Genomic DNA, 18,415 nt, shown 5'->3' on the forward strand with positions numbered 1-18,415 from the left:
ATAAATTACAGCCTTTGAAACATTTCTTTCAGTCGATTGACATAAATCAACCGTAATTTGCATCATCGATAAAGAGAAAATTCGTACTTTTAAATTAATAACATTAAACTAATGCTCAGTATTATGAAGAACAAAAAACTTCTTTGCAGCGTTTGTTTCCTGTTTGCTTTCATGTCAGCCCTTTGGGGGCAAAGCATTACGGTGAAGGGAAACGTTACTTCCAAGACGGACGGACAGCCGATTATCGGAGCCTCTGTTATTGAAACTACAGCTACAACCAACGGAACGATTACCGACTTTGACGGTAACTTCACCCTTTCCGTTCCTGCTAATTCAACTTTAAAGATTTCGTATATCGGCTACAAACCCGTAACCGTGAAAGCGGCTGCTTCTATCCGTGTATTATTAGAAGAAGACACACAAATGGTAGACGAAGTCGTCGTGACCGGCTACACCACCCAACGCAAAGCCGATTTGACCGGTGCGGTATCCGTAGTCAGAGTAGACGATATACAGAAACAAGGTGAGAACAACCCCGTGAAAGCCCTTCAAGGCCGTGTCCCCGGTATGAACATCACTACTGACGGTAACCCGAGCGGTTCCGCCACCGTACGTATTCGCGGCATCGGTACGTTGAACAACAACGACCCTCTTTACATTGTCGACGGAGTGCCTACTAAATCGGGAATGCACGAACTGAACGGAAACGACATCGAATCCATCCAAGTGTTGAAAGATGCTGCTTCCGCGTCTATCTACGGTTCGCGTGCTGCCAACGGTGTGATTATTATTACTACCAAACAAGGTAAGAAAGGACAGATTAAAGTAAACTTTGACGCTTCCGTTTCGGCCTCAATGTATCAGACCAAGTTAGAAATGATGAATACCGAGCAATACGGCCGTACCTTGTGGCAGGCTAATGTTAATAGCGGCAAGAACCCGAACGCCAATCCTATCGGTTATAATTATAACTGGGGATACGACAGCAATGGCACTCCGGTACTTCATGGAATGTCATTACCCAAATTCATTGATTCGGAAAATACCATTGCCGTAGGCGATACCGACTGGTTCGACGAAATCACCCGTACCGGATTTATCCAGCAATACAATCTTTCTATCAGTAACGGTACTGAAAGAGGAAACTATTTCTTCTCATTAGGCTATTATAAAAACGACGGTTTGATTAAGTACACAAACTTTGACCGTATCTCTGCCCGTATGAATGCCGACTTTAAGGTAATCGGCGACCTCCTTACCATTGGTGAGAACTTTACCCTGAACCGCACTACTGAAGTGCAGGCACCGGGCAACTTGCTGAGTGATGCCATGATTTCACTTCCGATGATTCCCGTACATACGGTAGACGGAAAAGGGTGGGGCGGCCCAAACAAAAGTATGCCCGACCGTCAGAACATCGCCCGCGTGCTGCATGACAATAAAGACAACCGCTATACATACTGGCGTATCTTCGGTAACGCTTATGCCAACCTGCATCCGTTCAAAGGATTCAATATCCGCACTAACTTCGGTTTGGACTATGCACAGAAATATCAACGCAACTTTGTATTACCCTATAAAAACGGCGTTTTGGAGAACAGCACCAACGGCGTGACTATGAAACAGGAACATTTCACCAAATGGATGTGGAATGCCATTGCTACTTACGAACTGGAAGTCGGCAAACATCGCGGAGATGTCATGGGTGGTATGGAGTTGAACCGTGAAGACGACATCGACCTCGCATCTTATCGTGAAGACTTTGCAGTCATCGACCCCAATTACATGTACCCCAGCGCAGGTACCGGACTGGCGCAAGCCACAGGTGGCGCAGGTGGTTTCTCACTGGTTTCTTTCTTTGGCAAGTTGAATTACTCTTATGACGAGAAATATCTCGCATCCTTCACCATTCGTCGTGACGGTTCTTCCCGTTTCGGTAAGAACAACAAATATGCGAACTTCCCTTCCGTTTCCGTAGGATGGCGTATCAGCCAGGAGGCTTTCATGGAAAAGACACGGAGCGTAGTGGATGATTTGAAAATCCGTTTTGCATGGGGACAGACCGGTAACCAGGAAATAGAGAACAACGGCCGTTTCTCCCTGTATAACTCTAATTACGGAACAGGCGAACCGCCTACATACGGAACTGCCTATGACATCATCGGTAATAACGGCGGCCTGATTCTTCCTTCCGGTTTCAAACGCGACCAGTTAGCCAATGACGACCTGAAATGGGAGACAACGACACAGACGAACATCGGAATCGACTTTACACTCTTCAACCAAAGTCTGTATGGCTCTGCCGAATACTTCTATAAGAAAACAACGGACATACTGCTGAAACCATCGTACATCGCCGTATTGGGAGAAGGTGGAGCGCATTGGCGAAATGCTGGTTCTATGGAAAACAAAGGTTTCGAAATCAATTTGGGTTATCGTAACAAAACAAAATTCGGACTGAGCTATGACATCAGCGCCAACTTGGGAAGCTACCGTAACAAGGTTCTTTTCGTACCTTCCGAAGTGGCTTCTACCGGAGATTTCGGTGGTGACGGTGCCATGAATATCATCGGTCATGCCTATCAGATGAGAGCCGGATACATTGCCGACGGCATCTTCAAGACACAGGAAGAAGTGGACAATCATGCCGACCAAACGGGAAAGGGCATTGGCCGTATCCGCTACCGGGATGTAGATGGTAATGGGGTAATCGACCAAAATGACCGTACATGGATTGGTAATCCGAACCCCGACTTTACGTATGGTATCAACATCTATCTGGAATATAAGAATTTTGATTTCACCATGTTCTGGCAAGGTGTGCAAGGAGTGGATGTAGTAAATGACGTGAAGAAGAATACCGATTTCTGGTCGGTAGGAGACATGAACGCCAATCGCGGTACACGCCTGCTGAATGCATGGTCGCCATCAAATCCTTCTTCCACGATTCCTGCATTATCTGTTGACGACCTGAATGATGAAAAACGTTTCTCCAGTTATTTTGTAGAAAACGGCTCTTATCTGAAACTTCGTAATTTGCAGTTGGGCTACACCCTGCCCGCCGCTATTTCCAAGAAGATTTGCATGGAACGCCTGCGCTTCTACTTCAGTGCACAGAACCTGCTGACTATCAAGAGCAAGAACTTTACCGGCCTCGACCCTGAAGACAAGGATAAAGGTTTTGCTTATCCGATTCCTATGAATCTCACATTCGGATTCAACATCGGTTTTTAATCCAGTTACTTATCAATAATACATGAAGATATGAAAAAGAGAAAACTATATATATCATTGCTGTTGACAGCTTCCTTGTTGACCACTACCGGTTGTAATGATTTTCTGGACCGGAATTTGCAAGGCTCCCTCACGCAGGAAGAAATCACGACGCCCGAATATGTGGACAATCTCGTTATTGCCGCTTATGCCTACATGGTGACAGGGCAGGACATGAATGCCCCGTTCAGCCTTTGGCCATATGGAAATGTCCGTTCGGACGACGCATACAAAGGCGGACTCAACTCCGAAGACGGCTCGCACTTCCACTTTCTTGAAATAGGAAAAGGAATCACGACCGATAACTGGGCTTTTGATGATATCTGGTATCGTTTTTATTGCGGTGTCTCCCGTACAAACGCTGCATTGAGTTCACTCAACTCGATTGATGAAGCCAACTATCCTTTGAAACAGGCACGTATCGGAGAAATGCGTTTCCTGCGCGGTCACTATCTATTTATGCTCAAAGAGATGTTCAAGAATATTGTGATTGTGGACGAAACGATTCCGACAGAACAATACACGAAGATTTCTAACGTGCAATATACCAGTGACGAGCAATGGCAGAAGATTGCCGACGACTTTAAGTTTGCTTTCCAAAACCTGCCGGACACCTGGATACAGGATGGGCAAACCATAAAGGGACGTCCCACCCGTGCCGCAGCTTCCGCCTATCTGGCAAAAACAATGCTCTACAAAGCCTACCGTCAGAATGAAAAGAATGAAGTGACGGAAATTAACGAAGATGACCTGAAAGCCGTATTGGCTTATACGGACGACGCGATTATGAAAGCGGGCGGTTTCAGCCTGGAGCAGGATTACTCCATGAACTTTCTGCCGCAATACGAAAATGGCAGAGAGTCCATTTGGGCGGTTCAATACTCGGAGAATGACGGAACTAAATATGGTAATCTGAACTTTGGCGACCAGCTGACTGCTCCGCAAGGAATCGGCTGCTGTGACTTCCACAAGCCGAGCCAAAACCTGGTGAATGCATTCAAGACCAGTGTGGATGGATTTCCTTTGGTCGGTTCCTATGATACCGAAAATTATAACAGTGCAACAGACCCGGTAGACCCCCGTCTGTTTCACACGGTAGCTATTCCGGGTTTCCCCTATAAGTATAATGAGAAATATACTTTCGATGAAAGTTGGAGCCGCAACAAAACCTTCTATGGTACATATGCGTCACTGAAAGAAAATGTGGATAAAGACTGTACCTGTCTGAAAAAGGTCGGTGTGTTCTATGCCAACTCGCTGAATCATATCGTGCTGCGTTATGCAGATGTACTGTTGATGCGTGCCGAAGCCCTGATTGAGCTTCACCGTTACCAGGAAGCACTGCCTTTGATTAATGAAGTGCGCAACCGTGCCGCCAAGAGCACAGTATTGATTTTCGACTACAATGCCCGTTTCAAAGTATCTCCGTATGCCAGCTTTACATCGGAAGAAATGGCTCGCGAAGCATTACAGTGGGAACGCCGTTTGGAATTTGCCATGGAAGGAAGTCGCTTCTTCGACTTGGTACGTTGGGGAATTGCCGATAGAGTAATAAATAACTATTACCGCACTGAGACTGCACGCCGTTCTTATTATGGCGAAGCTGTATTCACGAAGAATAAGAATGAATATCTGCCTATCCCGCAGAAACAGATAAATTACAGCGGTAACCTGTACAAGCAGAATTATGGCTGGTAATCGTAAGACAGATAAAATCAAATTATTAAAAAACAGAATCACTATGATACAGAAAATATATATGTTATTCTTGTCGGCACTGCTGCTTTTGACTGCCGGATGCGATGACGATAATACTTCTTCGCTGATACTGGACAATGACGTGTGGATTACTTCTTTCCGGATTGGCGAACAGGCAGGCGAGATAGACCAGATAGCCAAAACTGTGAAAGTGCACGTTCCGGTAGGTACGGATATTACCAATCTTACCCCCGAATTTACCCTTTCAGAAGGAGCGACAGCCAATTTAAAAAGCGGTACGCCGGTTGATTTCACATTGCCGGTCGTAGTAAGAGTGACGAACGGAAATGTTTTTCTTGATTATACCCTTACCGTAGAATGTGATGAGGCTCGAATCACAGAGTTTAAAGCCGGAGCATATTTAGGCAGCATTGATGAAGCAGTCAAGAAGATAACTATCTATGTGCCATTGGCTACGGATGTCACAGCCATGTTGGTAAGTATTCAGGCAAGCGAGGGAGCTACTATCGAACCCGAATCAGGAGATATCATCGACTTTACCAGTCCGGTCGTATTTACCGTGACCAATCGCACCGCTACTGCTGCTTATACTGTTACCGTCGTACCGACCGAAGTTAAGTTTACAGGTTTCATCGGCACGGCCGCTTCTGCCGACCAGTTGGAAAGCGATGACGAAAAGGCTGCATGGGCTTGGATGAAGAACACTGTCGCAGCGTCAGAATACATATCTTTCGAAGCCGTAAAGAATGGAAGTGTAGATTTAAACCGTTACACAGCTATTTGGTGGCATGGAGATTTCCATCCGCATGACAATCTTCCATCAATAGCCGATGATGTTTCTGCTGCCATGCGCTCTTACTTCGAAGGAGGGGGCAACCTGTTGTTGACACGTTTTGCTACGAAGTATGTAGGTAAATGGGGGATTGCTTTGGATGGTAAGGAACCGAATAACTGTTGGGGTAATTCTGTATCGGAAGCATTTGTGACAGATGCTCCCTGGGGAGTTTCATTCAAAGGACATGAAGACCATCCGTTATTCCGCGGATTGACATTGAAAGACGGACGTTTAGATGTAGCTTACCTGTTCGATAAAGGATATTATACAACGAACAGTACTGCACAGTGGGTGACGCAAATCAAGGAACACTGGGCTGATGCATACTCTACCATGGTCGACTGGAGAGAAAAGACAGGAGGTATCGACCTTGCCGCTTCGGATGGCGATGTAGATGCGGAGGAAGACAGAAAGGCGGTAGTAATAGCCGAATTCCCGTCGCGCAATGGCAGTGGTAAAGTAATCTGTATCGGCTCAGGCTCTTACGACTGGTATGGTGAGAACGGAACCAGCGACAACCTGTATCGTCCGAATACGGAGAAGTTAACCAAGAATGCTATCGACTATTTATGTGAATAATGCCTATTAAACTATATAAAGACACCATTATTATGAAAACTATGATATTCAGTATATTGTCACTGGGACTTACGTTATCGTTCGCTGCTTGCAGCGACGATGACAATCCGGTCATCACCGACCGTCAGTTGGATCAGACTACGACCTATTTCACCCGTTCCGAACCGGATAGTTATTTCACTTACTACAAGCCCCAAGTGGGCTATGTAGGTGACCCGATGCCATTCTTCGACCCGGTGAGCAAGGAATTTCGTATCCTTTATCTTCAGGACTGGCGCGACGGTGCGGCTACTTTCCACCCCATTCATTGCGTCGCTACAAAAGATGCGGCTTCTTATATTTCCTTTGGTGAAGCAATCCCCTGCGGAGCATTGACAGAACAAGACCCTGCCATAGGCACCGGAGGTACGATTTATGCTGACGGCACTTATTATACTTTCTACACGGGACATAAGTTCAACTATAAAGGCGACCAAAAGAAAGAAGTGTTGATGTTGGCTACCTCTGCCGATTGCCGCACATGGACAAAAGACCACTCTTTCCGTCTCGAAGCCCCCGAAGGATATAACCCGAATGAGTTCCGCGACCCGCACGTGTTCCGTGACGAAGATGCCGGACTCTACCGCATGGTAGTATCTGCCATTAGAAACGGTAAATCCGTCATCGCTCATTTTACTTCCACCGACTTGCGTAACTGGACTGTGCAGGAACCTTTCTTCAACAATATATGGGGACGATTCTACGAATGTCCGGATGTATTTAAAATGGGAAACTACTGGTACATGATTTACTCCGATAAAGACGAAACCCGCATGGTGCAATACTTCTTTGCGCCTACACTGGCCGGACTGATGGGATTGCCGGATAGCGGTTATCCCGGCTATCTGCCTCGTGAAGGCAAGTTGGAAGGTACTTCATTCTATGCCGGAAAGTCGGCAAGCGACGGAAGCGACCGTTATCTTTGGGGATGGTGTGCCACTCGTGAAGGAAAAGATAATGCAGCCAATGCCGACTGGGCAGGCGCTTTGGTAGCCCATAAACTGGTACAGAACGCAGATGGCACGTTAAGCCTGGATGTCCCCGCCGCAATTAATGCCAAATATACACAAGCAGTTGTGTGGGAAGAAAAAGCAAGAACAGGAGAGGTGAGTGGAAATACCTCAGCCTATACCTTGAAAGCAGGCGCTTCCGTTCGCTTCGGACGTTTGCAGGATAATAATAAGATAGAAATGACGGTGAAAGCACCCGGAAACAGTGAAGCCGTATTCGGAGTCTCGTTTGTAGACTGCACCGACCGTAATGTGAAATACAGTCTCTTTATCGAAGCTCGATGGAATATGTTGAAACTTGCCAAAGTTGTGACAGACGAGGAAACCGGAGAAGTGACCGAACGGAAAGACATCACGGAAGTTCCTTTTGAGAAATCCGCCGATGGTACATACCGCATCAAGATGTACACGGAACAATCTGTTTGTGTATTCTACGTCAACGATGCTTTCGCATTCACCAATCGGGTGTATGATTTGCCTAAGAATCCCTGGTCTGTCTTCTGCTCCGACGGTGAAGTGACCGTATCCGAAATAAAATTGAGTACTTATTGATAGTTTATTTATACTCTCAACTTATCGCTTATTCTTAAAACTCTTTGCTTATAAGTAAGATTTAGAACAGCGATAAGTTAGGGTATAGTATTTCTTACTTATCATTATTTATTTGTACTTCTTTTCCATCCCAAATGTTTAGAGTTGTACTATTAAGGTCATCATAGGAATAATCTTTGGAAACGTATTCTATTTGTGATACTTTTATAAAATGTCCCGTATCGTTAATTTTATATTCTGTATCAATGCGTTGTCCATTGAAAGAGGGTCTATTTGTAATTAACTCATTTATATCTATATGTTTTGCTGAAGAGGTAGGTTTGATATGGTAGATTGTAACATATAGTTCATTTGGGTTTTTGTCTACTTTCCATTGCTTGATAGTGTATATTTCATCTGTAGCCCATGCAACTTCACATTCAATCCAGTCAATAATCTTCCCCTCATTAGTATAAGTTATTAATAACTGTTTTCGAGGGTCAGACACACCGATATCTGCAACTACTAATATATATTTTTCATTAAATGGTATAAATTTTAAATATAATGCGGCATCTTCTTGAGGAAACTCCGTCTTTTGTGTACACTGAATATCTTCCCATGAATAAATAGGAAGTTCTCCCCAATAATCTTTAAAACCGATAGGTGTTTTTATAAATTGCTTTTGTGCTTCAGGCCATTGTTTAGCATTGATAAATGGATATACTGTACATGTCGGCAAATAATCTAATATTTGCTTCATAGTCCATTCTTGGGCAAATGTTGATGCTACTATGAGACTAATGATGGAAAATGCAAAAATTCTCTTCATGATATTTATTTGTTCTTTTGGATTTGTTGAATAGTTCCTTCGTAATCGCCATCATTAGGACGAACTTGGGTTATTTGATATTTATAATTAGGGTTAGATAGGTAAGAGTTTTTGGCTTCTAATAAAGGCGGTGGAGATGAAAAGTATATTCTATTCTTATTTAAGTCACATGCCGAACTAGCACTTCTTTGGTATCTTGCTGTTTCCATATAGGTGAAATATTCTCCTTTATCATCTTCACTATATCCTGTAATAACAATAAAATGATCTACTGTTCCATTATTTCTACCTGTTCCCATTTTATGATTAACTCCCACTATTATAGGTCTTTTTGCGTCTATATGGCGTACTATGCAATCCATTGCATTTTGGAAATTCTTTTCTGGGTCATTACCATATCTTTCTAATTTTCCATTTACTTCATGCATTAACTCATAAACATGTTCGGAGGAACCAAAGTCTTTTAGTCCATATGCTGTTAAAATCAATTTTGCAGCTTTTAAACAGTCTTTCGTTTTATCATAACCCACAAAGTTCTTAAAATTCATAAGTTCGACGCTTGGTAGTTGAGTTGGTATCGTATCTTTTTTGTCATCTCCATCAGATGGTGGTTCACTATGTGAAGGTCGAGTGCTTCCTCCTATATAAGATCCTCCGCCAAGTAGTTCTTCTGCATGTGCTTTATATAATTCAGGGTTTCTGCCTGTTATATAGAGATTGTAAGTATATGTACATTCTAACGAGAACCTGGCATAACGTGATATGCCATATTCTAAATAATCAATTATTGCTTCTTCAATAAATACTTTTGTCTTTTTTTCAGAGAAAAGTTCGTTGAGTTTTATATCTATGATTAATTGGTCATTTAAAAGTCCGCTTTTTATATTGACGTCATCAACAAAGATATAAGAATCTTTTAGATATAATTCCAGTTCTCTAATTAGTAGTCCAATATTAATCGAGATAATATTATAATCAGGGATTCCATGGTTATCTGATATATAGCCATAATCGGTATACCTAAGTTCTAAATTAATTTCTATACCATCTCCCCACACATCGTTTGCAATCCGTGTTTGTGGTTCATTAGTTGTAATAGTTAGATTTTTGTCACTTAGCAGTTTTGCTGGAGTCATTAGTGCTTCAGTTACTCTAAGCCCATTTTTATTCCATTTGATAAATGGAATAGAATAAAAAAATTGCTTAACAATAGGAATATCCTCATTTAATATTTTACAGTTCATTTGTATAGGTTTACCTAATATTCCATTATCAAAGGATGGACATTTGTCTATAGGATAGATAATGCACCCTTCAATAATATTTTCTGTATTTACATAAGGTATAGAGTAATAAGAACCTTGTGCTCCAGAATGTGATATAATGGTATATTCAAATAATACTTTTTTATCAGGTATGAGTTGTTTGAGTTGCTGATAACTTCCTTCTTGATTTTGCATTTGTTCGATAAGTTGTATTGCTACTCTATTGTTGACTGTCTTTATAGATGTTAAATCATACTTAGTTAATGAATCTTCTGTGGCACATGATGTCAACAAGATAATTATGCAAATAATTACATTCCAATCAGATGTTTTCATGATAAATGTGTTTAAACATATGACAAAGATAGTATTAAAAAAATAAAAGGATTATTTATTCGTAATATTTTTATTCAGAACGTAAACTTTTTACGCTATATGATTATGTAAGAAGAATATGCATACCTTTTAGTGATTGAATATAATCTGCTTTTTCTGATATTTATTAATCCATGTAACATCTTTCTTATCTTTTGAAACAAATGTGATAGGCGCTCTGCTCCATTGCGCCTATCTTTGCACTGTTACAAGAAACGTGATATCCTGAAATAAGTAACAACCTTAATACCATAAAACATGAATGTATTTTTGCCTTTAAAAAAACTTCAGACTCTTCTGATTTGTTTTACGCTAATGACTGTCTCACTCTCTGTCCAAGCGACCGGTTCTTCCTTATCCATCCGCAATTTGGGAGAAGGTTATTGCCTGGTGCGTGTCAACACGAATCAGAAATACCTGCTGTTGCCCGTAGAAGATGCGTCTCCCGATGTACGTATCAACATGATTGTTAATAATAAAGAAGTAAAGAACTTCGACGTCCGGCTGGCTATCAATAAAGTGGATTACTTTGTTCCGGTAGACCTTTCCGACTATTCCGGCCAACTGATTTCTTTCAAATTCAAACTGAATTCGAATGACCCGGTTCGTGTCAACCTTTCACCGGACAACACTGCCTGTTGCAAGGAAATGAAGTTATCTGATACTTTCGATACCGGCAACCGTGAAAAGTTCCGTCCCCTGTACCATTTCTCACCTCTCTACGGATGGATGAACGACCCGAACGGAATGGTATATAAAGACGGTGAATATCACCTGTTCTATCAGCACAATCCTTACGGCTCCAAATGGGGGAATATGAACTGGGGACATGCCATCAGCAAAGACCTGATTAACTGGGAACACCGTCCTGACGCTATCACGCCGGATGCTTTCGGAACCATCTTTAGCGGCTCGGCTGTCGTAGACTTTGACAATACCGCCGGCTTCGGCGCAGGCGCAATCATCGCCATCTATACACAAAACGGCGACCGTCAGGTGCAAAGTATCGCTTACAGCACCGACAACGGACGTTCGTTCACCAAATACGAAAACAACCCTGTCCTGGTTTCCGAAGCCCGCGACTTCCGCGACCCGAAAGTCTTTTGGTACGAAGGAACAAAGCGCTGGATTCAAGTGCTTGCCGTAGGACAGGAAATGCAAATCTTCTCTTCTCCGAACTTGAAAGACTGGACATTTGAAAGTAGCTTCGGCGAAGGATACGGCGCCCACGGTAATGTGTGGGAATGTCCCGACCTCTTCGAACTTCCCGTGGAAGGAACAAATGAAAAGAAATGGGTACTGCTTTGCAGTCTTGGCGATGGTCCTTTCGGAGATTCCGCCACCCAGTATTTTGTCGGCAGCTTCGACGGAAAGAAATTTGTTTGCGACAATCAGCCGGAAGCTACCAAATGGATGGACTGGGGAAAAGACCATTACGCAACTGTAACCTGGAGCGATGCTCCCGACAACCGTCGTATCGCTATCGCATGGATGAGCAACTGGCAGTATGCCAACGATGTTCCGACTTCCCAATACCGCAGTCCGAACTCCGTTCCCCGCGATTTGAGCCTGTTCTCCGTAGACGGTGGAATTTATCTTAAATCCGCCCCTTCTCCCGAACTGCTGAAACTACGTGATATCTCAAAGAAACGTTCGTTCAAAGTAAGCGGAACACGCACGGTCAAAGAAATGATTCCGGGCAACGAAGGCGCTTACGAAATAGAACTGACCATCAAGAACCAACAGGCAGACATTATCGGCTTCCGTCTCTACAACGATAAAGGTGAGGAAGTGGATATGCAATATGATATGAAAGAGAATAAATTCTCTATGAATCGTCGCAAAAGCGGAGATGTCGGTTTCAACGAGAACTTTCCGATGCTGACCTGGACGGCTATTGAAAGCGGTAAGGATGAGTTGAAACTCCGTCTGTTTGTCGATAAGTCAAGTGTGGAAGCCTTTGGAGACGGCGGACGTTTTGCGATGACCAACCAGGTATTTCCGTCGGAACCTTACCGCCACATTGACTTTTACAGCAAGGGCGGAGCTTACAAAGTAGATTCATTTGTAGTTTACAGGTTGAAGCTATAAGTTTCTTCTATTTATACTTCTTTCGGGTATTCATTCCCGGTACGGAAAGGAAGTAATTGTTAACTTGTCAGCCGTTTGTAGCTATCCCGCTGTTCATTAAAGGATAGCATGTGTTTCATTAATAGATAGCATATAAATCTCAGTTAGATTGAATGTACGAGATGAGCATCTCATGTATTACCAGATGAGCATCTCGTACAGCACCGGATGAGCATGTCATACATGACGAGATGAGCATCTCGTACATTCAATCTTATAATCATTAATATGTCATCCCTATATACTCCGGTTGCTATGTCTTAACAATCTGAATATTGCATCTTAATGTCTGTGTGCTAATATACGTAAGTTCAAGTTGATTCAAAACCGTGCGGGAATGAATGCGCAAAAGGTGAGCGTTTAAAATTTAAGTAAAAGATATAATAATGGACAACAGTAAAAACTCTTCTCTCTCCAAACTAATCCCGGTGATGCTTTGCTTCTTCGCCATGGGATTCGTTGACCTGGTAGGCATTGCCTCCAATTATGTAAAGGCAGACCTCGGTCTGTCAGACTCACAGGCGAATATATTCCCCTCGCTGGTCTTTTTTTGGTTCTTGATTTTCTCCGTACCGACAGGCATGCTGATGAGCCGCATCGGTCAGAAGAAAACCGTATTGCTTAGTCTGCTTGTGACGTTCGCTTCGTTGCTATTACCCATTTTCGGCGACAGCTATATGCTGATGCTGATTTCCTTCTCTCTGTTGGGCATCGGAAACGCATTGATGCAGACTTCCCTGAATCCGCTGCTTTCCAACATCGTGAGAGGTGACCGCCTGGCAAGTAGCCTTACTTTCGGTCAATTCGTGAAAGCGATTGCTTCTTTCCTTGCACCGTATATCGCCATGTGGGGAGCAACGCAAGCCATTCCGTCTTTCGACCTGGGCTGGCGCATTCTTTTCCCGATTTATATGATAGTAGCCGTCATCGCCATTCTCCTGCTCAACGTCACGCAGATTGAAGAAGAGAAAGAAGAAGGCAAACCGTCTACTTTCGGGCAATGTCTGGCTTTGCTCGGCAAACCGTTCATCCTGCTTTGTTTTATTGGCATCATGTGTCATGTCGGCATCGACGTAGGTACAAACACTACCGCCCCGAAGATCCTGATGGAACGTATCGGCATGGGATTGGACGATGCTGCTTTTGCAACAAGCCTTTATTTTATCTTCCGTACGGCAGGCTGCTTCCTGGGATCTTTCATCTTGCGTAAGATGTCTCCGAAATCTTTCTTCGGCATCAGTGTAGTGATGATGTTAATCGCCATGATAGGTTTGTTTATCTTCCACGAAAAAGCAATTATCTATGCTTGCATCGCCTTGATTGGTTTTGGTAACTCTAATGTATTCTCCGTCATCTTCTCGCAGGCATTACTTTATCTGCCGGGTAAGAAAAATGAAGTTTCCGGCTTGATGATTATGGGGCTTTTCGGTGGAACGGTATTCCCGTTGGCAATGGGGCTGGCTTCGGATACCTCTATGGGACAAAACGGTGCGATTGCCGTTATGACAATCGGCGTACTTTATCTGCTGTTTTATACGCTCCGTATCAGAAAATAATTTTATATTTGGGAATCAATTAAACTCTGTTTATCATGAATAATATAATAGTAGGAATGGGCGAAGCACTATGGGACGTGCTGCCCGAAGGAAAGAAAATAGGTGGCGCACCTGCAAACTTTGCTTACCATGTTTCACAATTTGGTTTTGACAGCCGTGTAGTCAGTGCGGTAGGCAATGACGAATTGGGTGACGAGATTATGGAAGTATTCAAGGAAAAGAAACTGAAGACGCAGATTGAACGGGTGGACTATCCTACGGGCACGGTGCAGGTGACACTGGATACGGAAGGTGTACCCTGTTATGAAATCAAAGAAGGCGTTGCCTGGGATAACATTCCTTTCACGGACGAACTGAAACGCCTGGCTCTGAACACTCGTGCTGTCTGCTTCGGCTCGTTGGCACAGCGCAATGACGTAAGCCGTGCCACTATCAACCGCTTTTTGGATACAATGCCCGATATAGACGGACAACTGAAGATATTCGACATCAATCTCCGCCAGGACTTCTACACAAAAGAAGTGTTGCGCGAGTCTTTCCAACGTTGCAATGTCTTGAAAATTAACGATGAAGAACTGGTGACTATCAGCCGTATGTTCGGTTATCCCGGCATCGACTTGCAGGATAAGTGCTGGATTTTGTTGGCTAAGTACAATCTGAAGATGTTGATTCTGACTTGCGGAATCAATGGCAGCTATGTATTTACTCCGGGTGTCGTTTCTTTTCAGGAGACTCCAAGAGTTCCCGTAGCCGATACGGTAGGAGCAGGTGATTCTTTTACGGCGGCTTTCTGTGCTTCTGTCCTCAACGGAAAGACGGTGCCCGAAGCTCATAAGTTGGCTGTGGAAGTATCCGCTTATGTTTGTACGCAGCGTGGCGCGATGCCGGAACTTCCTGCGGTGCTGAAAGAAAGAATATTGTAATCCTTAATTTTTTATATAAGTGAGGTATATTTCATTTTTGGGATATACCTCTTTCTTTTTTATTCTCTTATTTATGGTATGATGATTGGAGCAGGAGTTTTTTATATGGTTTGTTTGCTTTATTTTTATGGCTAAAGTGAGGTACGGGCATAAAAAAAGGAGCAACGCCTTGCTCCAACCTTTGTTAACCTTAAATCTAATACTATGAAAAACACATTGCAAAGATACGGACTTCTGTGGAATCTGCAAATAATCCAAATAAAAAGAGATGTTTTATAACATTGATTAAGTGTTTTATTGACGCTTTACACTTTTGTTAATAATTCCCTGTTTGATAGAATCGGGTCTTTTCGGTGGAGGATACTTGTTAATAAAGTCGATTTAGGGCCACTTGCATTCTGCTTTTTAGGAGAAAACTATTATCTTTATCCCGATATAGTGATAAACAATGTGATAGAAGATATAATTTGCAAAGAAATGATGATACTATGAGATATTTGCATTGGATAGCAGTATTGCTTTGTTTTCTTGGAATGGCTGCCTGTCGGCAGGATGCTCCTCGTTTCCGTATTGGGGTGGCTCAATGTAGCGATGATTCATGGCGGCATAAGATGAATGATGAGATTCTCCGTGAAGCGATGTTCTATGACGGGGTATCGGTCGAAATACGTTCTGCCGGAGATGATAATCGCCGGCAGGCAGAAGATGTTCATTATTTTATTGACAAAGGAGTTGATTTGCTGATAATCTCTGCCAACGAGGCAGCTCCCATGACCCCGATAGTGGAAGAAGCCTATCAAAAGGGAATACCTATTGTTTTGGTAGACCGGAAGATTCTTTCTGATAAATATACTGCATATATCGGTGCTGATAATTATGAAATAGGCCGTGCGGCGGGAAACTACATTGCATCCAGCCTGAAAGGAAAAGGAAATGTGGTGGAGCTTACCGGATTAGGTGGCTCGACTCCTGCTATGGAACGGCATCAGGGCTTTATGGCTGCCATCAGTAACTTCCCGGACGTCAAACTGATTGATAAAGCGGATGCTGCCTGGGAGTGTGGCCCGGCAGAAGTGGAAATGGATAGTATGCTTCGTCGTAATCCGAAGATTGATGCCGTATATGCTCATAATGACCGTATAGCTCCGGGCGCTTATCAGGCCGCCAAGAAAGTGGGACGGGAAAAGGAAATGATGTTTGTCGGCATCGACGCCCTACCGGGTAAAGGAAACGGGCTTGAACTAGTTCTAGACAGTGTACTGGACGCTACCTTTATTTATCCTACCAATGGCGACAAGGTATTGCAGTTGGCAATGAACATCCTTGAGAAAAAGCCTTATCCTAGAGAAACTGTGATGAATACTGCTGTTGTAGACCGTACGAACGCACACGTCATGCAACTTCAGACTACTCATATATCAGAACTGGACCGGAAAATAGAAACCTTAAACGGACGTATCGGCGGGTATCTGTCACGTGTAGCTACGCAGCAGGTTGTCATGTATGGCGGTTTGGTCATTCTTTTATTGGTGGCAGGATTATTAGTAGTTGTTTATAAGTCGCTTCGCTCTAAAAACAGGCTGAATAAAGAATTGTCGGAACAAAAGAGACAGTTGGAAGAGCAGCGCGATAAACTGGAAGAACAACGGGATAAGTTAGAGGAACAACGCGATAAACTGGAAGAACAGCGTGACCAATTAATACAGCTTTCCCATCAACTGGAAGAAGCTACCCATGCCAAACTTGTTTTCTTTACGAACATCTCTCATGATTTCCGTACTCCATTAACTTTGGTTGCCGACCCGGTAGAGCATTTGTTGGCTGATAAAACATTAAGTGGTGACCAGCATCGAATGTTGATGCTGATACAACGAAACGTAAATATCCTCTTGCGCCTGGTCAATCAGATATTGGATTTCCGTAAATACGAAAATGGCAAGATGGAATATACTCCCGTTCCGGTAGATATTCTTTCCTCTTTCGAAAGTTGGAACGAATCTTTCCTGGCAGCAGCCCGCAAAAAGCATATTCATTTCTCTTTTGACAATATGTCGGATACGGATTACCATACATTGGCGGATATAGAGAAACTGGAACGCATTTATTTCAATCTGCTCTCCAATGCCTTTAAGTTTACTCCCGAGAATGGAAAAGTAACAGTCCGCCTGGCCTCGTTGACGAAAGAAGATAGCCAGTGGATTCGTTTTACCATCGCCAATACCGGTTCAATGATTTCCGCAGAACATATCCGAAGTATTTTTGAACGTTTCTATAAAATAGATATGCACCATGCCGGTTCGGGAATAGGACTGGCATTAGTAAAGGCATTCGTAGAACTGCACGGCGGAACTATCTCTGTGGAAAGTGATGAAAAACAGGGAACTGTCTTTACGGTAGATTTGCCGATACGAACCTGTGAAATATCTATTTTGGAAGACTCTCCGGCATCCTCTATTTCCGAAGCTTCTTCCCTGAATGACGCTTTACCCATTGAAGAGGAAGAGGAACTGGGAAAAAGTTATGACTCTTCCAAGCCTTCCGTGCTTATCATTGATGATAATGCAGATATCCGTTCATATGTTCATGGATTGCTTCATACTGACTATACCGTCATTGAAGCAGCCGACGGCTCGGAAGGTATCCGCAAAGCTATGAAATATGTTCCGGATTTGATTATCTCCGATGTGATGATGCCTGGTATTGACGGCATTGAATGTTGTCGCCGACTGAAAAGCGAATTACAAACATGCCATATCCCTGTTATCCTACTCACAGCCTGTTCCTTAGATGAACAACGAATTCAGGGATACGACGGTGGCGCAGATTCTTATATCTCCAAACCTTTCAGTTCGCAATTACTACTGGCACGTGTCCGCAACCTGATAGATTCACATCGTCGCCTGAAACAATTCTTTGGTGACGGACAGACATTAGCAAAAGAAGACGTCTGTGATATGGACAAGGACTTTGTAGAAAAATTCAAAGCCTTGATTGATGCGAAAATGGGAGACTCCAATTTGAACGTAGAAGATTTGGGCAAAGATATGGGACTAAGCCGTGTGCAGCTTTATCGTAAGATAAAATCCCTGACTAACTATTCTCCTAATGAATTACTTCGAATTGCCCGCCTGAAGAAAGCGGCTTCCCTGCTTGCTTCATCGGATATGACTGTCTCTGAAATAGGTTATGAAGTTGGCTTCAGTTCTCCTTCTTATTTTACTAAATGCTATAAGGAACAGTTTGGTGAGAGTCCGACGGATTTGTTGAAGAGAAAAGGATAGAATGACTCCTTCACATCAAGATACAATAAATCCCGGTAAGTTGAGCTTTCAATACTTACCGGGATTT

10 protein-coding genes are annotated in these 18,415 nt (G+C 43.2%); 8 read left to right on the plus strand and 2 right to left on the minus strand.

The genetic code is table 11. The features are described from left to right. Positions 1 to 123 precede the first annotated feature (123 nt). The 4 genes from HC965_RS00510 to HC965_RS00525 are packed head-to-tail and all read left to right on the plus strand — an operon-like array spanning position 124 to position 8,007. Positions 124 to 3,234, plus strand: a complete 3,111-nt coding sequence (locus HC965_RS00510; RefSeq protein WP_191029590.1) for a TonB-dependent receptor — start codon at positions 124 to 126, stop codon at positions 3,232 to 3,234. Between the two features lie 30 nt (positions 3,235 to 3,264). Then, a complete protein-coding gene (locus HC965_RS00515) occupies positions 3,265 to 4,971 on the plus strand; it encodes a RagB/SusD family nutrient uptake outer membrane protein (RefSeq protein WP_191029591.1) in 1,707 nt (568 codons plus the stop codon). 43 nt (positions 4,972 to 5,014) lie between these two features. After that, positions 5,015 to 6,406, plus strand: a complete 1,392-nt coding sequence (locus HC965_RS00520; protein WP_191029592.1) for a DUF4960 domain-containing protein — start codon at positions 5,015 to 5,017, stop codon at positions 6,404 to 6,406. 32 nt (positions 6,407 to 6,438) lie between these two features. After that, entirely contained in the window at positions 6,439 to 8,007 is a 1,569-nt protein-coding gene (locus tag HC965_RS00525; RefSeq protein ID WP_191029593.1) for a glycoside hydrolase family 32 protein, read from the plus strand. A gap of 94 nt (positions 8,008 to 8,101) precedes the next feature. Here HC965_RS00525 and HC965_RS00530 read toward each other — a convergent pair whose 3' ends face one another. Continuing rightward, a complete protein-coding gene (locus HC965_RS00530; protein ID WP_191029594.1) occupies positions 8,102 to 8,818 on the minus strand; it encodes a hypothetical protein in 717 nt (238 codons plus the stop codon). A gap of 5 nt (positions 8,819 to 8,823) precedes the next feature. Continuing rightward, positions 8,824 to 10,419 (minus strand): C39 family peptidase, encoded by a 1,596-nt coding sequence (locus HC965_RS00535; RefSeq protein ID WP_191029595.1) that lies wholly within the window; start codon positions 10,417 to 10,419, stop codon positions 8,824 to 8,826. A gap of 297 nt (positions 10,420 to 10,716) precedes the next feature. Between HC965_RS00535 and HC965_RS00540 the strand changes: the two genes are divergently transcribed. The 4 genes from HC965_RS00540 to HC965_RS00555 all read left to right on the plus strand — a co-directional run bounded on the left by HC965_RS00540 (position 10,717) and on the right by HC965_RS00555 (position 18,348). After that, positions 10,717 to 12,549 carry a GH32 C-terminal domain-containing protein gene (locus tag HC965_RS00540; RefSeq protein WP_191029596.1) on the plus strand — a complete coding sequence of 611 codons (1,833 nt, stop codon included), beginning with the start codon at positions 10,717 to 10,719 and terminating at the stop codon, positions 12,547 to 12,549. Between the two features lie 425 nt (positions 12,550 to 12,974). Beyond that, the gene (locus HC965_RS00545) at positions 12,975 to 14,144 is read left to right on the plus strand and encodes an MFS transporter (RefSeq protein WP_191029597.1); all 1,170 of its coding nucleotides are present in this window, start codon (positions 12,975 to 12,977) and stop codon (positions 14,142 to 14,144) included. 35 nt (positions 14,145 to 14,179) lie between these two features. Beyond that, entirely contained in the window at positions 14,180 to 15,067 is an 888-nt protein-coding gene (locus HC965_RS00550) for a carbohydrate kinase (protein WP_191029598.1), read from the plus strand. Positions 15,068 to 15,600: 533 nt separating this feature from the next. Continuing rightward, positions 15,601 to 18,348: a substrate-binding domain-containing protein gene (locus HC965_RS00555; protein ID WP_370539958.1), complete on the plus strand. Its 2,748-nt coding sequence runs from the start codon at positions 15,601 to 15,603 to the stop codon at positions 18,346 to 18,348. The last annotated feature ends 67 nt before the right edge of the window (positions 18,349 to 18,415 follow it).

Source organism: Bacteroides sp. GM023 (assembly GCF_014750685.1).
Lineage (GTDB): Bacteria > Bacteroidota > Bacteroidia > Bacteroidales > Bacteroidaceae > Bacteroides.

Coding starts and splice junctions, on each gene's coding strand:
- HC965_RS00535 (WP_191029595.1), bottom strand. CDS start 10,419: ATGAAAACATCTGATTGGAATGTAATTATTTGCATAATTATCTTGTTG.
- HC965_RS00545 (WP_191029597.1), top strand. CDS start 12,975: ATGGACAACAGTAAAAACTCTTCTCTCTCCAAACTAATCCCGGTGATG.
- HC965_RS00540 (WP_191029596.1), top strand. CDS start 10,717: ATGAATGTATTTTTGCCTTTAAAAAAACTTCAGACTCTTCTGATTTGT.
- HC965_RS00555 (WP_370539958.1), top strand. CDS start 15,601: ATGGCTGCCTGTCGGCAGGATGCTCCTCGTTTCCGTATTGGGGTGGCT.
- HC965_RS00520 (WP_191029592.1), top strand. CDS start 5,015: ATGATACAGAAAATATATATGTTATTCTTGTCGGCACTGCTGCTTTTG.
- HC965_RS00525 (WP_191029593.1), top strand. CDS start 6,439: ATGAAAACTATGATATTCAGTATATTGTCACTGGGACTTACGTTATCG.
- HC965_RS00510 (WP_191029590.1), top strand. CDS start 124: ATGAAGAACAAAAAACTTCTTTGCAGCGTTTGTTTCCTGTTTGCTTTC.
- HC965_RS00515 (WP_191029591.1), top strand. CDS start 3,265: ATGAAAAAGAGAAAACTATATATATCATTGCTGTTGACAGCTTCCTTG.
- HC965_RS00530 (WP_191029594.1), bottom strand. CDS start 8,818: ATGAAGAGAATTTTTGCATTTTCCATCATTAGTCTCATAGTAGCATCA.
- HC965_RS00550 (WP_191029598.1), top strand. CDS start 14,180: ATGAATAATATAATAGTAGGAATGGGCGAAGCACTATGGGACGTGCTG.